We start from the raw sequence: 16060 nt of genomic DNA, 5'->3' as shown, positions 1-16060 counted from the left end.
TCTGACTGCCCGTAAACCGTAGGGTCGCCGCCGGGCTTACCGTCTCGATCCGGTGAAGGAACATTTCAGCCGGACGAGAATTCAGGTCGGTCGGCCAAGGAGGCTTTCGTGACCCATCGACGCGTCGACAAGGAACGGATTGAGCGTGCTGATCGCGAATCGAAACTGACGATTGAGGCTGAGCGTCTGGCGAGAGAGGCCAAGACGGCGCGGCTGCGAGAGCAGCGCCTATCTGCCGAGCAGCCTTCTCCGGTTTCAAACGTCGTCGTACCGCCAAGAAGCCAGGCGGGAAGAGGAAAATTCCATGGGAAGCACCAGCGACTAGGCTTCGGGTCGCGCCAATCAGGCAGTAGGCAAAGCCAAGGAAGGCGTCGGCAAGGCCGTCGGCAATGACCATCTGTGGGCTGAAGGCCGCCGCGCGGGAAGCCAACGGCAAGGTTCAGAAGGCGTAGCGAGGCGAAGTCCGCCGTCAAGGATGCGACAAAAAAGACGGCAGCCGCGATCAACAAGAACTTCTGACCGCATTCGCCCTTTGAGGGCAATGAAAGGCCGCCGGCAAAACCGGGCGGCCTTCGTCGTTTAAGGATCTGGAATCGAGAAGGAACGCAAATCCATTCGGGACATTGAGCAAGCAGTGCAGCTTGCGCGTTCACCTCAAGGGATTTCCAGCATGGCGAAGCAAACATCCAAATCGGCCGGGACGGCTGCGACAATTCATGATCAGAAACTGGCGCGTGGCGTTGGCGGAGAACTGCATCAGGTCGCATCCGGCTCGACACCGGTGCTGACAACGGCCCAGGGCGGGCCGGTTGCGGACGACCAGAACTCGCTCAGGATCGGCCCACGTGGACCGACCGTGCTCGAAGATTTTCACTTCCGCGAAAAAATCTTCCATTTCGATCACGAGCGGATCCCCGAACGCGTCGTCCATGCCCGTGGCTATGGTGTGCACGGCTATTTCGAAACCTATGAATCGCTGGCGAAATACACGCGTGCCGACATCTTCCAGCGCGCCGGCGAAAAGACACCGGCTTTCGTCCGCTTCTCCACCGTTGCCGGCAACAAGGGTTCTGCCGACCTTGCCCGGGATGTGCGTGGCTTCGCCGTCAAACTCTATACGCAAGAAGGCAACTGGGACATCGTCGGCAACAACATGCCGGTGTTCTTCATCCAGGATGCGATCAAATTTCCCGACTTGATCCACGCCGCCAAGGCAGAGCCCAACAGCGACTTCCCGCAGGCGCAGACAGCGCATGACAATTTCTGGGACTTCATCTCGCTCACTCCGGAAAGCATGCACATGATCATGTGGGCGATGTCAGACAGGGCGATCCCGCGTTCCCTGCGCTTCATGGAAGGTTTTGGTGTTCACACGTTCCGGCTGCTCAACGCCAACGATGAATCGACCTTCGTCAAGTTCCTCTGGAAGCCGAAGCTCGGTCTCCAGTCCGTCGCCTGGAATGAAGCGGTCAAGATCAACGGCGCGGATCCCGACTTCCATCGCCGCGACCTGTGGGACGCCATCCACGCCGGCAACTTCCCCGAATGGGAACTGCAACTGCAGCTGTTTGATCAGGCGCTCGCCGACAGCTTCGACTTCGATATCCTCGATCCCACCAAACTCATCCCCGAGGAGGTGCTGCCGCCGATCGCGGTTGGCCGTCTTGTGCTCGATCGTATGCCCGACAATTTCTTTGCCGAGACCGAGCAGGTCGCGTTCATGACGCAGAACGTGCCGCCCGGCGTAGACTTTTCGAACGACCCGCTGCTGCAGGGCCGAAATTTCTCCTACCTCGACACGCAGATCAAACGGCTGGGCAGCACCAACTTCACCCACCTTCCGATCAACGCACCCAAATGTCCCTTCCATCACTTTCAACAGGATGGACACATGGCGATGCGCAACCCGGTCGGGCGTGCCAACTACCAGCCGAATTCATGGGACGAAGGACCACGTGAATCGCCCGCTAGGGGTGCCCGGTCCTTTGACGAAGTCGAAGCTGGCCCAAAGGCCCGGTTGCGGTCTGAAACCTTTGCCGATCACTACAGCCAGGCACGCCAGTTCTACATCAGTCAGCACCCCGTAGAGCAGGCGCACATCGCCTCGGCGCTCACGTTTGAGCTGAGCAAGGTGCAAACCCCGGTCATTCGCGAGCGCATCGTTTCCCACCTTCTGAACATCGACGATGGGCTGGCCGGCAAGGTGGCGGACGCGCTCGGTCTGAAGGCTATGCCGAAGCCTGCCGATGCGGCAGTGGCAACGCGCCGGGATCTCGCAGCTTTGGATTCGCTTAGCATCCTCAAGAACGGACCTGGTCGTTTTGAAGGTCGCAAGCTCGGCATCCTGGTGACCGACGGGACAGACGCCGGCCTGCTGAAGGGCATGCAGCAGGCGTTGACCAAGGCTGGCGCAAGCTTCGAGATCATCGCGCCGAAGGTCGGCGGGGCCAAGGCCAGCGACGGCAGCTGGATCGATGCGCACCAGATGATATCGGGCGCGCCATCGGTTCTCTACGACGCCATCGCGCTGTTGCCGGCAAAGCCTGCGATGGACGACCTGATGAAGGAATCGACCGCCCGCGACTTCGTCGCGGATGCGTTCGCGCATTGCAAGTTCATCGGCTTCGTCGAGGCGGCAGCTCCGCTGTTGTCTAAGGTCGGAGTTGTCGAAGATGAGGCGGTTATCTCCCTTGGATCGGCCAAGGATATTTCGGGCTTTGTTGCAAGGCTTGGAGAGTTGCGCTGGTGGGCGCGCGAGCCGAAGGTGAAGTTGGGTTAAATTCCGCTAGCAACATCGGGCCATCTCAGGAGAACGACGAGATAGACAAGTTCAGTTGGTGGCGCCGCGCTGACGCGTTGCTCGGTCGGGGCCGGTAATGCCTGACGAGCCTGCCACAGGGGTGCAGTCCAGTGGCTGGCTCTTTCCGAGTGCATCCAATAAGGAACTGAGCAAGCGCTACCATCCCCTCGGGGGCATTCGCCTCCGAAGGGTTAATCGCTTTCCGGCGCTGGCGGCCCTCATTTCGATCTATGGTTTCGTCGTGGATCCTGTCACAGTCGCGGATCATGTCGCCTATCTGGGCTGTTTGCTGCCGTCGGGCGGGCTCGATCTCATTCGCGACCAGTTGCAGGCCCTGGCCAAGCAGAAACCGGGTGCTCTCGGAACCGGCTTCTTCATCGGCCTTGGCATAGCGCCTCACTCTGCGCCATACTCAACCGGGATGCCCGTTTGGGCGGCCAATGCGGCAAAAGACCGTTTGGCCTGACCAAGTGTCAACTTGCCTTTGTGCGCCGCTTGCACCGCTATCCCTCAGCCTTGAAATTCTTGGCCTTTTCGGTGGCTTTTTTCTTGTCGCCGCCATGCTCGCGCAAAAGATCCTTCGCCTGCTTCGGCGACACGTCGGTCGTCTCGGCGAGGTGCATCGCCTCGCGGTCGGAATCCTGGGATTTGGTCTGGTCCTTCGGCATGGTGCTGTCTCCGGTGTGTGAAGGACAACAACAAACTCGCAGGTCGGTTCCCCTCTGCCACTGCGCAAGGCAGGTGCCCGTGCATGGCATCAAGCCATTTCCGTCGTTACTTCTGCGCCTTCTTCCGCGCGGCTTGCTGGTTTTGCCCGGTGGCAGCGGAGGTTCTTGCGTCCTTGGAGTGCGCCGCTATGGCTGGCCCGGCGCCTGTCGCCTTGCGCATGTCCCCTGTGGTCTTTTTGTCATCGGCTCTCCTGCCGGTTAGGCCCGAGAACACCTTGCCGAAAAACCCCATTCGTTCCTCCTGCATGTCCGATGCGCGCTGTCGGGGCGCTCAATGATTGAAGCTCTTCCCGCGACTTTGGTTCCTTCGAATAAGCCGAATGCCGTCCAATTGGGCTCCAACGCGAGGGCTCGGGGTTCCGTACAAAGTCGATTTGGCCGACCGGAGCCGCTCATGAGCCGGCTGGACTATGACCTCACGTAAGCTTGCTATTGTGCAGTGCAGCAACGATGTTGTTGCCTGTGCATTATCGTGCGCGGTTTTCGTCACCCTGGCGGCTAAGGATCTCGATTTGCGAAACCTCTCAGATACAATCACTCGCCTGACCGCTATGCGTGGCCGGCCGGGTTTGTCCGCGCACCGCGACGACCGCTTGTCCGACATAGCCGGTTTCGGATCCAATCCCGGTGCCTTGCGTGGGCGCTTCTACGCACCTGAGAATCTCCCGCGGGGAGCGGCGTTAGTTGTCGTCCTGCATGGCTGCACGCAGACGGCGGATGGGTACGATCATGGATCTGGATGGTCGAAGCTGGCGACCGACCAGGGTTTTGCAGTGCTGTTTCCGGAGCAGCAGCGCGGCAACAACCCCAATCTTTGCTTCAACTGGTTCGTGCCCGAAGATATCAGGCGCGACCGTGGAGAAGTGCTCTCCATCCGCCAGATGATCCAAGCCATGGTGACAAAGCATGGCCTCGACGACCGGCGCATTTTTATCACGGGTCTTTCCGCCGGCGGCGCCATGGCGGCGGCAATGTTGGCAACATATCCGGAAGTGTTCGCTGGCGGCGCAATCATAGCAGGGCTCGCCTACGGCAGCGCGTCGACGATCCCGGAAGCCTTCGATCGTATGCGTGGCCATGGGGGCCCTTCGAAGGCTGAACTTCAAAGGCGCCTTGCGGAAGCTTCGCCCCACAAAGGGATTTGGCCGAAGATTTCAATCTGGCAGGGCGCGGCCGACACCACCGTGGTCGCGTCGAACGCGGATTCCATTCTCGCCCAATGGCAAGCGGTTCACGGCGTGGGCGCCAGCCCCACCCGAAAAGAAACGGTCGATCGACAGATACGTCAGGTGTGGTGCGGCGCGGACGGCAAGGAGTTGATCGAGAAATACACGATTGCCGGCATGGGCCATGGCACGCCACTGCAGACGCTCGGTGATGATGGCTTGGGCGTTGCCGCCCCATTCATGCTGAACGTCGGCATTTCATCAACACGCCATATTGCGGATTTCTGGGGTCTTACAAGCCGAACTGAAGCCAGATCTGGGGAAGCGCCGGGAAGATCGGCGGGCAAAGCAGTGAGGACTTATGCACCTGCGGAAAATCCGCGAGCAGTACGCGCCGATGCCGCAAAGGCGCCTCAGCCTGATGCTCGCGGCGGTTCGGCCACAGGCATTACCAAGGTGATTGAGGACGCTCTGCGCGCAGCCGGTTTGATGCGTTAGCTCAAAAGCTCTTTGGCTGGGTAAGACCGACAAGGCTTGATGCCAAGAAGGTTTCCCGGCCGAAAGGTCGAAGTTCCGGCCGGGAAGTTTCGCGCGGTTAGATGCGATTGACGCGACGAGCGCCGTCTCGCCCAATTTCATTCGAGGCGTAGTTCTCGGCATCGGCGTCGAAACCTGTCCATCCGCCGGCCCGATATTCTCCACGACGCTCTTCCAGGTTCACGGACTTGGTCTGCCCCAGAATCCTTTCGGCGTTTGCCACCAGCGGGTCGTCTACCTTGGCGGTGACCAACGTGCCGCCACGACGCACACCCTCTGCATAGACGTGGGCATCGTCCTCTGCGACGCCGGAATCAGTGAGGGCTCCGACGATGCCGCCGGCAGCGCCGCCGACGACGGCGCCCCCAACCGCACCGACTGCAGTGGCAGCCAACCATCCGGCGGCCACCACCGGACCAACGCCCGGGATGGCCATGAGGCCAAGCCCGGTCAGCAGTCCGCCAGCGCCGCCGACAACGGCACCAAGTCCGGCGCCGCCCGCTGCATCGTCCGCAGCCTTGGATTCGTCATGGTCGCGCCGGTTGTCCGCATTGTTGGCGATGATGCTGATGTTGGAATGCGGAATGCCCGTCGCTTCCAGTTCGCCAACGGCATCGGAAGCGTCGTCATAATTGTCGAATAGTCCGGTCACGGTTTTCATTTTGGATCTCCTGATTTCTGTTTGGTTAGTTGGTGCCGGCAACGACGTTGCCCTGGTAGTCGAGCGCTACTGCCGTGGTCTTGCCGCCCTTGTTCGCCTGGCCGCGCCAGATGCCCTGATCATCCTTGGCCAGCTTGGACACATCGGAGAAGCCGGCGTCCTGAATGCGATCCTTGGCCTGATCCTCGGTGAAGCTGTTCGCACCAGGAACGGGAGCGGAGGGGTTCGCGGTGTCGGTGGTGGCTACGGCCGGGGTCGTCGAGGAGGTGGCCGCCGATTTGTCATCGATCTTGGACGCGATCTTTTCGATCATTTCCTGATGCATCTTCAGTGTCGGGATTGTCTCCTGGGCGAAGGTCTTCAGCTGAGCGTTGTCGCCATCCTTGGCGTAGCTCTCGAACAGCTTGACCGCATCGGAATGCGCATCGCGCTGCATTTGGACGTAGGGTGTGTCGATCGGATCCTTGCCATTTTGCAGAGTATCGACATCGCCCTTGTGCTTGGCGTCCAGTTCCTTCGGGACTGTTAGCTTCTGCTCGCCGGCGATTGTCTCGAGCTTGGCGTTGGCCGCACCATGATCGTCAATCATCTTGTGCGCGAAGTCCTTGACGCTCTGGTCCTGTGCTTTGGTTTCGGCAACCTTGCTGGAATCCACTTCGAACATTCCGCCTGCCGCGGCCTTGTCGACAAAGTCTTGCGCGCTGTCGGCAGCAAGGGCGGGCAGGGCGAAAGACATAGCTGTAGCTGTGGCCAGTGAGGCCAAAAGTAGGCGGGTTTTCATGGGATAGGTCCTTGTTTGTGCACACATGTGCTAAGGGCCTAACCTGCGCCAGTCGGCTTTGTTCCGGACGGTCAGCGATAAACTGGCATTGATCGGCGCACCCTGTTTATGGCTCGGAGAGTGGCGACCGCGCTCTGGACCGGTCGGTTTGGCTGTCAAAAGATTGCTAATATTCGCCGAGGAACATTCTCATTGGAGTGAAGTTTTGACTGTGCCTTGGTTTGCTCCCGTGGCCAAGGCATGGAAGTTGCCTCTACAGCTTCCACAGCCCGTCTCGGGGTGGGGCAAAACAAACCGAGGCGGGCATTTCGGGTTCGCGAGGAGAGGAGTGGAGGTAGACGAAAATGGCCCTGGCTAAGAAGGACCAGGAGCGCATCACCTACGCTTGGATGTACGGCGTGCAGGCTCGAAAGGACGGCAAGGAGCGCGTGGTGCCCGAGGTCTGGGACGAATACGCCGATGCATGGCTGCAGGGATTTGATGGTGAACCCATCATCGGCGCGGACAAGGCCAGGTTGGTCGGCGACCAGATGGAAGCGGAAGTTGACGAAACTGGCGTGAGCGAGCCGCGTCAGTCGACCAGCTGATGGATTTAGGAACATTTTTGCCGGCTAGGAATTCATGGTCTCTGGCGGTGGAGGCTTTCATGACCCAACGACGCGTCGACAAGGAACGGATTGAGCGCGCTGATCGCGAATCGAAACTGACGATCGAGGCTGAGCGCCTAGCGAGAGATGCCAAGACGGCGCGACTGCGAGAGCAGCGCCTTTCCGTGGAAGCGTCTGTCGAAAAGACGGCTCCGGCCAAACGCCGTCGAGGCGCCGTCAAGACACCAGGACGAAAGATTATCGAGGTCGACTGAGCGGTAGCCAGCAAGTCGCGAAATGATGGCTGGCACCGGTGCCGCTGCGGATACAGCGCTTCGTTCAAGCGCCATTTCGTTGATCCTTGATGTCGGAACCGGAAGCGCTTCATAGCGTTTCAGCTAGTTGACGTTTGGAGCAGCACCTTTTGCAAAAGTCCCCCATCGTACGGACGGCCTCGTCTCTGCCGGTCGAGGATCGGTTTCGTGTGCTTGTTGAATCGATTACCGACTACGCGGTGTATCTTCTCGACGTGAACGGGACAGTCATCAGCTGGAACCCAGGCGCAGAGAAGTCCAAGGGCTACACCGCTGACGAAATCATTGGCCAGCATTTTTCCACATTCTACAAGCCGGCCGACCGAGCTGCGGGTTTGCCCGAAATGGCGCTGAAGACGGCTGCAACGGAAGGTCGGTTCGAAGCCGAGGGCTGGCGCGTCCGCAAGGACGGCACCGAGTTCTGGACGCATGTTGTTATCGATCCCGTCCGCGGCACAGATGGCGAAGTCGTCGGGTTTGCAAAGATCACGCGAGACCTAACGGAAAGGAAAAGCGCTGAACAAGCGCTGAGGAGCAGCGAAGAACAGTTCCGGATTTTGGTCCAGAGCGTCGCTGACTACGCCATTTACATGTTGGATCCGAAGGGTTTTGTGAGCAGCTGGAACCTGGGCGCCGAGCGGATCAAAGGCTATAAGGCGCACGAAATTCTTGGCGAGCATTTCTCGCGCTTTTATCCCGAGGCCGATCGAAAGGCCGGCGCTCCGGAAGAGAGTCTTGCAACTGCTGCCAAGGAGGGGCGTTTCGAGCGCGAAGCTTGGCGTGTGCGCAAAGACGGCAGCACATTTTTGGCCCATGTCATCATCGATGCAATTCGAAATGAGGGCGGGGAACTGATCGGTTTTGCGAAGATCACCCGCGACGTGACGGAGCGCAGCAAGGCGCTAAGGGAGCTGGAGCAAACACGAGAACAGCTCTTTCAGGTCCAGAAATTGGAAGCCATTGGCCAGCTTACCGGAGGCGTAGCGCACGACTTCAACAATCTTCTGATGGTGATCCAGAGCAGCCTCTCCATGATACGTAGACGCGTCTCGGATGATTCCAGGCTTCTCTCGCTTTTGGATAACGCGTCGCAAGCCGCTGCTAGAGGAGCAACGCTCACCCAGCGGATGCTGGCGTTCGCTCGCCGCCAGGATCTCGATCAACAAACGGTCTCGATTCCCGATCTCGTGCGTGGGATGACGGATATGCTTGAAAGGGCAATTGGTCCGACGATCGCAATCCTAACCCAATTTCCGTTGTCACTGCCTAATGTCGTCACTGACCCCAACCAATTGGAGTCCGTGCTTCTAAATCTCGCGGTCAACGCGCGCGACGCCATGCCCTCTGGAGGATCGCTTGTTATAAGCGCTCACGCTGAAGAACTGGACGTCTTCAACGATCACAAGCTAAAGCCGGTCGCTACGTCCGCTTTTCCGTGAAAGACGAAGGGCAAGGGATGGATGCCGCGACACTTTCCCGTGCGACCGAACCGTTCTTCACGACGAAAGGCGTAGGTAAAGGGACCGGCCTAGGCCTCGCGATGGCGCAAGGTTATTCCGAACAGTCCGGAGGCCGGCTTATGATTGACAGTCGACCCGGTGCCGGCACCAAGGTGGAAATTTGGCTCCCGGCGGCGATGTCGTCGCGGCCTGCAGATGACACGCCTGCTCCGCAGATGCCCGGCACGAACCGGCAACCACTTACAATCCTGGCTGTCGACGACGATGCTCTGGTGCTGATGAACACCGTCGCGATGCTGGAGGATCTTGGACATTCCGTTTCCCAAGCAAGTTCAGGGGTACGTGCGCTGGAAGTACTCAGGGGGGAGCCGAAGCTGGACTTGCTCATCACGGATCATGCTATGCCAGGCATGACCGGCGTCGAACTGATTGATCTGGTTAGAGCCGAGCGCCCGCACCTGCCTGTAATTCTCGCGACGGGTTATGCCGAGCTTCCTTCCGGGACACAGACGACCGCAACCCGCCTGGCCAAACCGTTTTTCGACGACGACTTGGAGAAGGCCATGGATCTCGCGCTTCGAAGGTGACGCATTGCCTTGAGAGTAGGGCGCCAGCCATATGGAACTATGCCTGCCGCCCGGCGTTCTGATACGCGGCAAAGGTGACCCCGATCACCTCCCATTTGCTGCCTCTTGCCCACCCGCCGAATGGTGTGGCGGGCTTTTTCCGAAAGCGCGGTCACAGGCTGGCTGGCCGAGTTTGTCCGCCCCGGGCGGGGCGAGGCCTATGCCAGACCCCGGCCCGCTGCCGAAAGGCGGCGGGCCTTTTTTATTGCCGAAGGTTCGAATCAAATTGAGACAGCTGCATTGATGGTTCGAAAGCCATGCTCCCGAGTAAGTTTTTATGCGATGGCGCTAATGTGCCCTTCGCAAGTTGTTCCTGCACAGTCATTCACGGCTGTTTAAGGCAACCAAGGAGGATCGCATGTACTCCCTGAACAGAAGTCTGGCCAAGACCTTGGCTGGCAGCATACTTGCAATCTCATTGTCGTTCCCGGCTTATACTGCGGGCATAGGCGTCGGAGCCGGCGCGTCAGTCGGTGGCGGCGGCGGTATCAATGCTGGCGTTGGCGCCTCAGTTGGCGGTGGAGGCGGGGTCAACGCTGGTACAGGCGCCTCAGTCGGCGGCAGCGGCGGGGTTAGCTCTGGCGGCGGCGCAAATGTTGGCGGTTCCAATGGAGCCAGCGCTGGCCTCGGTGCTTCTGTCGGTGGCAGCAATGGCGTCAATGCAGGTGCTGGCGCCAATGTCGGCGGGACTGGCGGCGTCACTGCCGGTGCCGGTGCGAATATAGGAGGGGCCAATAGCGTCGGTGCAGGGGTAGGGACCGGCGTTGGTGCCGGCGTTGGCACCAATCCAACCAATCCGACGAACTCGAGCATCGCGTCCAATCCCAGCAGGGCAAGGCTGACACGTGTCGTCGCCGACATGCCTGACAGCCAACTAGCGCGGATGAAGAAGCGCTGCGCGGACGTGCTGAGCAGCTCTGGCTCCTATGATCGCGACCTCCGCGAGCTCTGCTTGCTCATCTCCCGACGCTAAGAACGTCGTCCACGCCCGCTGGCTTCGGCCGGCGGGCTAGCCAAAGGCGAGTTTATTATTTTAGACGCAACTAATATTTCTGCAGAAAGTTACCTCTCTGCCAGCTAATGTCCCTCTGCTGGCGACTTTGGAGCCCGTCACCTTTTACCCAAGGTGGCGGGCCTTTTGCGTTCATGGAGAGATTGAGCGACCAGCGCTATTGGCACTGCCTGCGCGGGCCGCCGGAATAGGGCTGGTAGGTGTTGTCTTCGGGCCGAAAGGAGCGGTAACGGCTGAAGCAATAGTCAATGTGGTCGGACGAAAGCTGGGGGCTGCCCTCCGCCGTCGCCCACTCATCCGTCGGAACGTATCCATTCATCGACGCATCGTTTGCCTCAACGTAGCTGACGGCATCGGGCGGCTGCGCTGTGGCGGAATAGGGCGATATGCATGGGCGTTGCCGCCCTGTGTAAGACCTGTAGCTGTTGTCCTCGGGGTTGTAGGACCGGTAGCGGCTCGCGCACCATTCGACATGGGCGGCCGGCAATTCGGCCGTTGTTGCCTTGACCTCGCCTGTCGAAGGCTGGACGGCGGAAGTCACGATGGGGTCGGGTAGCGCTTTCGCCATGGCGGAGGCGTCGGGTATCTCAGCCTGCTCAGCCGGAATGCGCTCGAAGGACTGTGCCGCCGTCTTCACAGGCCGCGCGTCCCTGGTCCACAGATCAGCGACGCTGGTGCTGGGCGATGCTTGCTGCACGGGCTTGGCCGCGAGAAGCCATGCGGCGAATGCAAGGCCGCTGGCGAAGACCGCGAGCGTCAGCAAGAAACCTCCGGCGATTCCCAACAAAGCCTTCACGCTGCGCTCCTTCAACCCTACCCATCCAAACAGAATGCGGGGCGATGGATCTGGTTCCAGGAAGTGCGCTGGCGCGGCATGAGCCGAGTGTCTAAATTTGAATTTCGGCTCACGACCCAAGTTGACACTCGTCACGTTCGATGAGGCACGGTGCCGTCGATGTCGTGGCTGGGAATGCCCTTCGCGGCTCCGGGCGTGGCCCTGGTGATGGACAGAAAGTCTGACTGTCCGCTTCTGGGTGAACACAATCCGCTGGCAGGACCGCGCGCTCAAGGCCGCGTTGTAGCGCGTGGTCCGGCGGCCATAGCGGGGGGCTCGGGGACTGACCGCCGGGCCTACCGGCAAAGAGGGGTGGGTTTTGCCGGCTGACGAATTATAGGCCGCTATCCGAAAATTCAAATTTTCTAAATGAGCGGCAACCGGCCATTGCGCCGATCGTTGACCCTATGCTGGTTGATCCCGGCGCACTCCAGACCCTGCCCGCCCGTATCCCATTTCGGGCGGGCATTTTTCCTGACCGTTGGAACAATCTCGCACCGACGACGTTCGGCGAGATCACTGTACCCAGTGATTCCGCCAAAGCTGGCCCGCTGCCGAAAGGTGGCGGGCTTTTTTGCGTGCCAGGCTGGAACCCGTTGCAGACGGTGGAAGTTCTGATCCTGCTCGGCTCCCCTCACCGAGCAGCCACCCAAGCTCCCGCCATCGTTCCCGATGGCGGGCTCTTTTGTTGGCAGCAGCCGAATACGACCAACGTCAAAGAGATGTAGAGTTATTTGGGTCGATGGTCGGCTGCTCGTTCAGCAGCGTGGAAAGAGCCGTGATGATCTGGGCCAGGACGAACGGCTTCGTGATCATCACGCTACTAGGCACACCCTCAGCGCCCCAGTGAATGGCGCTGTCTCCGCTGATGTAGATCACGGGAATGGTTGAGTTGGCTTGCCGCAAATGCCTGGCTACCTCCCAACCGGACTGGCCGGCCCCTAGGCGGACGTCTGTAATGAGGCCCTTAAACTTGTCCGGGGCTGCATCGAAAGCCGCGATAGCCTGTGCGGCATCTGGGGCCGACGCTACTTCGAAGCCGGCTTCCTCTAACACCGATTCGAGATCGAGCAGGATTAGCGGCTCGTCCTCAACGACCAGAACCGCCCCGACATACATTTGTTAATCTCCCCAGTTTGCGCACCGATTACGCGCGAGGCCGGTATTTGTTCCAATTGGTCAACTGTCGAAAGCATGCACGAAGGCCTCGGCGGCGTCTTTTTGGGCCCATCGCCCGCTACCTCGAGGCCTTGGGCTTTTTGTTTTTCGGGCGGAACATCGACACTCTCAGGAAGTTCTCAAAGAAGCCTGTTGCCTCACAGACAGGCTGTTTGAAAACAGCATTTCAAGGCCCCGCTGGCTCCGGTCGGCGGGGTTCCGTTTAAAGCGCTGGATCGCTGTCTACTTGCGGCTTTCTGTGACCTGTTGGAACGATTAGTTTTTCGGCTCGTTGCGGTGGCTAGCCATGAGGACTACATCTCATTAGATCCGATTACGCCGGCCTCACCCTCAGAGAGATTGGTTAGCGACGGCTCTCCAGAGGTAAAGACAACACCGGCTGCTTCCAATGCCTGTCGGATGCGCGTGAGGTTGCCCGGACCCGGCATTCTGTGGCCGTTCTCAAACTCACGGATCGTGTCTTCGCTCAGGTTGGACTTGGCGCCAAGCCTCACGCAGGACCAGTTTAATAGCGCGCGCGCTGCTCGCGATTGCTCTGCCGTCAGGTTTCGCAAAGTGACATCTCCACTCCACGGACTTTTTTGCAGAACAGTGGACCGGGCAGAAGGTTCCGACCAACATTTCACTGGCCGCTAATGGAACGGAAAGGGCAATTTTCCTGAAGCGCCGCGTCTAATCAACGAGCACGATAAACGGCTTGTGCTTCGGCCGTTCGTGCCAAATGACCTATCGCAGATCGCACATGTCGACCATCTGGCCGCAGATTGGACAGGTATAGAAATTGTCCTGTTCGTCGGAATGGTCGCCCGCGTGACGCTTACCAGGAATGGGCGGTCCAAGGTCGGATAGCTTTGTCATCACCTTCAAACATTCAATTTGCCTAAAATGTTTCCATAGATATTTTAGCGTATGCTAATTGAAGCGCGACTAGCGGGTCAGTGCATGCGTCTGAAATTCATTAAGCCGATGGAGCCGGAGTTGGTCGACTGGCCGCCCGAAGGCGACGACTGGATCCATGAAATCAAGGTTGATGGTTACCGCACCCAAATCATCAAGGATGCCGATGGCATCCGCCTGTTCACCAAGAACGGCTACGACTGGACGTCCCGATACCGACACCTTGCCAAGGAAGCGGCCTCGATCGACGCTGAAAACTTCATCCTCGATGGTGAAACCATCGTGACAAATGAGGCGGGCCTGTCCGATTTCCATGCTCTGCAATCGGCCGTCACCAAGCGCCGGCCTTCACAGGATCTCTACCTGGTGGCGTTCGATCTTCTGTACATCAACGGCCACGATCTGCGCGACATGCCGGTGAGGGACCGCCGCGACATTCTGCAGGAGATGATCCCGGCCGCCAGCCGCATTCAATTCAGCGAAGCCATGCCGGGCACAGGTGACGCTGTCTATCGGCTTGTGGATCACGCTGGCCTGGAGGGCATGGTTTCGAAGCGGAGGGACAGCGTCTATCGCAGCGGGCCGACGATGAACTGGCGCAAGATCAAGTGCTACGACGAAAAGGAGATGGACATCATCGGGGTGCAGCGCGAAAGCGGCAAGCCGGCGATGGTGCTGATGGCGGACCAAGGTCGCTACGTCGGCGGGGCCGTTGTCATCTTCAAGCACGACAAGCGCCAGGGGCTTTGGGATCGCGTCGAAGGCAAGGTGGGCGCTCCAGCGCCGGTAGCCTTGGCGAAGAAAAACGCCGAGTGGCTCAAGCCTGGCCTTGTGGGCCGCGTCAAGTTTCTGAAAGGCGAGGAGCAACTGCGTCACGCCTCGCTTCAGGACTTTTGGGAAAAATGAGTTAGCGGAACCTAATATCCGCACGCAAATTCATTCAACTATGGACGACCGATCGAACCCCGAAAAACTGGTGCCGAGCCCTCCGTCGAAGTGGCAGAACCGCAAGGGGATATTGATCTTGGCTGCAACATTGGTGGTCGCCATTTGCGCGCTGGCTGGGTGGTGGATCTTTAAATGAGCACACGCGGCATCAACTTCCTAGATCGATGGCTGGCCAACAACGTGCCGGAGACGACGAAAGCCGATGTCATTTCGGTCGACGAACTCACCCACAAGCTGATCGCTGACGCCAAGTCGATCGGGATCAAGCGGGACGAGATCGACGAGGAAGTCGACAGCCTCTATCGAACGATCCTCGACGCGATTGTGCATTACGAATCGGGCTTGCCCGAATAGGCCTTGCCGGCCAATCCAGATGAGGAATAGAATCCTCCCGTTGCGGCGATCCCCTTTAACGGAGTTCGCCTATGGCCAGAACCAAGCTTTCCAAGCAGCTTTCAGAGGCTGAGATCGAGCGCTTCCTGACGGCGGCGGAACGACTTCATAAAAGCATCGTCCAGCCGTTGCTATCACCCAGCAGCGAGCATTACCGGGCACTCCAGCGTGCCCACGAAGCGCTATTGAAGACGGTGAAGGACATCACCGGCAAGGATGCGCCCTTCATTCAATGGTTAGGGACAGGACCGGTGCGGCCTCCCAAGGATGGGTAGCGCAATCCCATGACCATGAAATATCCGTTTGTCGAGGACACGCTCGGCAAGAAGCTGCAGATCGGGTCGGGGCTTTCGGTCGACTGCATGACATGCCGCCGCCATGTGGACATCGATATCCAGGCGCTGGTTGACCGTCTCGGCGCGGACTACGGCTGCCTGCATTGGGACTTGATCAAGGTGCTCTTTTGCCAGCCCTGCCGGCACGCGGGGCGCCCTGACCGAAACATCTCGTTCACCAGCCATCCGAGGACAGCAGGGCAGCGGCGCTTAGACTAAGCGCCTCTGACTCGAATGATCGGGTAAGCCCGCCGCCAATTTGGGCGACGGGCTTCAACAGTTAGATTCGTCAGTTGTAGACTTTGACAATCTTGCGCGTGCCGGGATCCACAAGAACCGTCCGGTTGTCGACAACGACATAACGGTATTTGACGTTGGGCACTTCATGAAGCTCGACCGTGTCGGGCAGAGCTGTGCCGATATTGAGTTCGACGCCGGGAATCTTCACGGATGCCAAGGGCTGCTTCTTCACATACTCATGGATGACCGTATCCTGCTCAGGCGTGATGACGACGTCCTGAGCAGCGACCGCGCCGACACCAGCGAAGAGCAACAACGCCGCAGCGGCGCCCGTAAGATGCATTCTCATGATTTCCTCCTTCGTGACACTAGGCGTTGACCACATCGTCAGTCGCCAAGTCACCCGAACCTTGGACAAGTGCAAACGTTCCAGGGTTGGGCTTCGGTCGGACGGGACATGGGACCGAAGTCTTGTCGCAAAACACAGACCGCCGCGGGCGCAGCTTCTCTTCCTGCGCGGCGCCGAAGCATTGGAACATTCGCAGCCTGCCGAGGTTCTAT

17 protein-coding genes and 2 pseudogenes are annotated in these 16060 nt (G+C 59.3%); 12 read left to right on the top strand and 7 right to left on the bottom strand.

Features of this window, described 5'->3' with window-relative positions; all coding sequences use genetic code 11:
• Positions 1–304: 304 nt before the first annotated feature.
• From AC1D2G_RS16945 to AC1D2G_RS16935, 3 genes and pseudogenes are all read left to right on the top strand, one after another.
• Positions 305–519: pseudogene (locus AC1D2G_RS16945) on the top strand (CsbD family protein).
• A gap of 151 nt (positions 520–670) precedes the next feature.
• Positions 671–2779, top strand: a complete 2109-nt coding sequence (gene katE / locus AC1D2G_RS16940; protein ID WP_477226463.1) for a catalase — start codon at positions 671–673, stop codon at positions 2777–2779.
• 97 nt (positions 2780–2876) lie between these two features.
• Positions 2877–3266, top strand: a complete 390-nt coding sequence (locus tag AC1D2G_RS16935) for a hypothetical protein (protein WP_477415436.1) — start codon at positions 2877–2879, stop codon at positions 3264–3266.
• Positions 3267–3303: 37 nt separating this feature from the next.
• Here the strand turns inward: AC1D2G_RS16935 and AC1D2G_RS16930 are convergent, their stop codons facing one another.
• Entirely contained in the window at positions 3304–3468 is a 165-nt protein-coding gene (locus AC1D2G_RS16930; RefSeq protein WP_477226464.1) for a hypothetical protein, read from the bottom strand.
• A 572-nt stretch (positions 3469–4040) separates the two neighbouring features.
• Here AC1D2G_RS16930 and AC1D2G_RS16925 point away from each other — a divergent pair.
• A complete protein-coding gene (locus AC1D2G_RS16925; protein WP_477415598.1) occupies positions 4041–5192 on the top strand; it encodes an extracellular catalytic domain type 1 short-chain-length polyhydroxyalkanoate depolymerase in 1152 nt (383 codons plus the stop codon).
• 97 nt (positions 5193–5289) lie between these two features.
• On the opposite strand, the gene AC1D2G_RS16920 is transcribed toward AC1D2G_RS16925, so the two are convergent.
• Together AC1D2G_RS16920 and AC1D2G_RS16915 are read right to left on the bottom strand one after the other, a co-directional pair.
• A complete protein-coding gene (locus tag AC1D2G_RS16920) occupies positions 5290–5892 on the bottom strand; it encodes a hypothetical protein (protein ID WP_477415435.1) in 603 nt (200 codons plus the stop codon).
• A gap of 25 nt (positions 5893–5917) precedes the next feature.
• Entirely contained in the window at positions 5918–6673 is a 756-nt protein-coding gene (locus AC1D2G_RS16915; protein ID WP_477415433.1) for a DUF4142 domain-containing protein, read from the bottom strand.
• A 344-nt stretch (positions 6674–7017) separates the two neighbouring features.
• Between AC1D2G_RS16915 and AC1D2G_RS16910 the strand changes: the two genes are divergently transcribed.
• From AC1D2G_RS16910 to AC1D2G_RS16900, 3 genes and pseudogenes are all read left to right on the top strand, one after another.
• On the top strand, positions 7018–7260 hold the full coding sequence (locus AC1D2G_RS16910; protein ID WP_477226467.1) for a hypothetical protein: 243 nt from the start codon (positions 7018–7020) through the stop codon (positions 7258–7260).
• Between the two features lie 59 nt (positions 7261–7319).
• The gene (locus AC1D2G_RS16905; protein WP_477226468.1) at positions 7320–7535 is read left to right on the top strand and encodes a hypothetical protein; all 216 of its coding nucleotides are present in this window, start codon (positions 7320–7322) and stop codon (positions 7533–7535) included.
• Between the two features lie 164 nt (positions 7536–7699).
• Positions 7700–9621: pseudogene (locus AC1D2G_RS16900) on the top strand (hybrid sensor histidine kinase/response regulator).
• Between the two features lie 1208 nt (positions 9622–10829).
• On the opposite strand, the gene AC1D2G_RS16895 reads toward AC1D2G_RS16900, so the two are convergent.
• Entirely contained in the window at positions 10830–11483 is a 654-nt protein-coding gene (locus AC1D2G_RS16895; protein ID WP_477415431.1) for a BA14K family protein, read from the bottom strand.
• A 431-nt stretch (positions 11484–11914) separates the two neighbouring features.
• Here AC1D2G_RS16895 and AC1D2G_RS16890 point away from each other — a divergent pair, with 431 nt between their 5' ends.
• Positions 11915–12235, top strand: coding sequence for a hypothetical protein (locus AC1D2G_RS16890; protein WP_477415429.1), 321 nt, complete (start codon positions 11915–11917; stop codon positions 12233–12235).
• Here AC1D2G_RS16890 and AC1D2G_RS16885 read toward each other — a convergent pair.
• Positions 12222–12626, bottom strand: coding sequence for a response regulator (locus AC1D2G_RS16885; RefSeq protein WP_477226469.1), 405 nt, complete (start codon positions 12624–12626; stop codon positions 12222–12224). The genes AC1D2G_RS16890 and AC1D2G_RS16885 overlap by 14 nt on opposite strands.
• Positions 12627–12979: 353 nt before the next feature.
• Positions 12980–13180, bottom strand: coding sequence for a helix-turn-helix domain-containing protein (locus AC1D2G_RS16880; RefSeq protein ID WP_477415596.1), 201 nt, complete (start codon positions 13178–13180; stop codon positions 12980–12982).
• Between the two features lie 448 nt (positions 13181–13628).
• On the opposite strand from AC1D2G_RS16880, the gene AC1D2G_RS16875 reads away from it, so the two are divergent.
• The 4 genes from AC1D2G_RS16875 to AC1D2G_RS16860 all read left to right on the top strand — a co-directional run bounded on the left by AC1D2G_RS16875 (position 13629) and on the right by AC1D2G_RS16860 (position 15478).
• Entirely contained in the window at positions 13629–14489 is an 861-nt protein-coding gene (locus tag AC1D2G_RS16875) for an ATP-dependent DNA ligase (RefSeq protein ID WP_477308395.1), read from the top strand.
• A gap of 174 nt (positions 14490–14663) precedes the next feature.
• Positions 14664–14885 (top strand): DUF768 domain-containing protein, encoded by a 222-nt coding sequence (locus tag AC1D2G_RS16870; protein WP_477226471.1) that lies wholly within the window; start codon positions 14664–14666, stop codon positions 14883–14885.
• Positions 14886–14956: 71 nt separating this feature from the next.
• Complete coding sequence (locus AC1D2G_RS16865; protein ID WP_477415427.1) at positions 14957–15199, top strand: hypothetical protein; 243 nt, start codon at positions 14957–14959, stop codon at positions 15197–15199.
• 9 nt (positions 15200–15208) lie between these two features.
• Complete coding sequence (locus AC1D2G_RS16860; protein WP_477226473.1) at positions 15209–15478, top strand: hypothetical protein; 270 nt, start codon at positions 15209–15211, stop codon at positions 15476–15478.
• A gap of 70 nt (positions 15479–15548) precedes the next feature.
• On the opposite strand, the gene AC1D2G_RS16855 is transcribed toward AC1D2G_RS16860, so the two are convergent.
• Positions 15549–15848 (bottom strand): DUF1236 domain-containing protein, encoded by a 300-nt coding sequence (locus AC1D2G_RS16855; protein ID WP_477226474.1) that lies wholly within the window; start codon positions 15846–15848, stop codon positions 15549–15551.
• Positions 15849–16060: the final 212 nt, after the last annotated feature.

The organism is Mesorhizobium sp. P2_C7 (genome assembly GCF_056404515.1).
The sequence above is the reverse complement of the archived record's forward strand: the minus strand, read 5'-3'. Positions and strand labels throughout refer to the sequence as shown.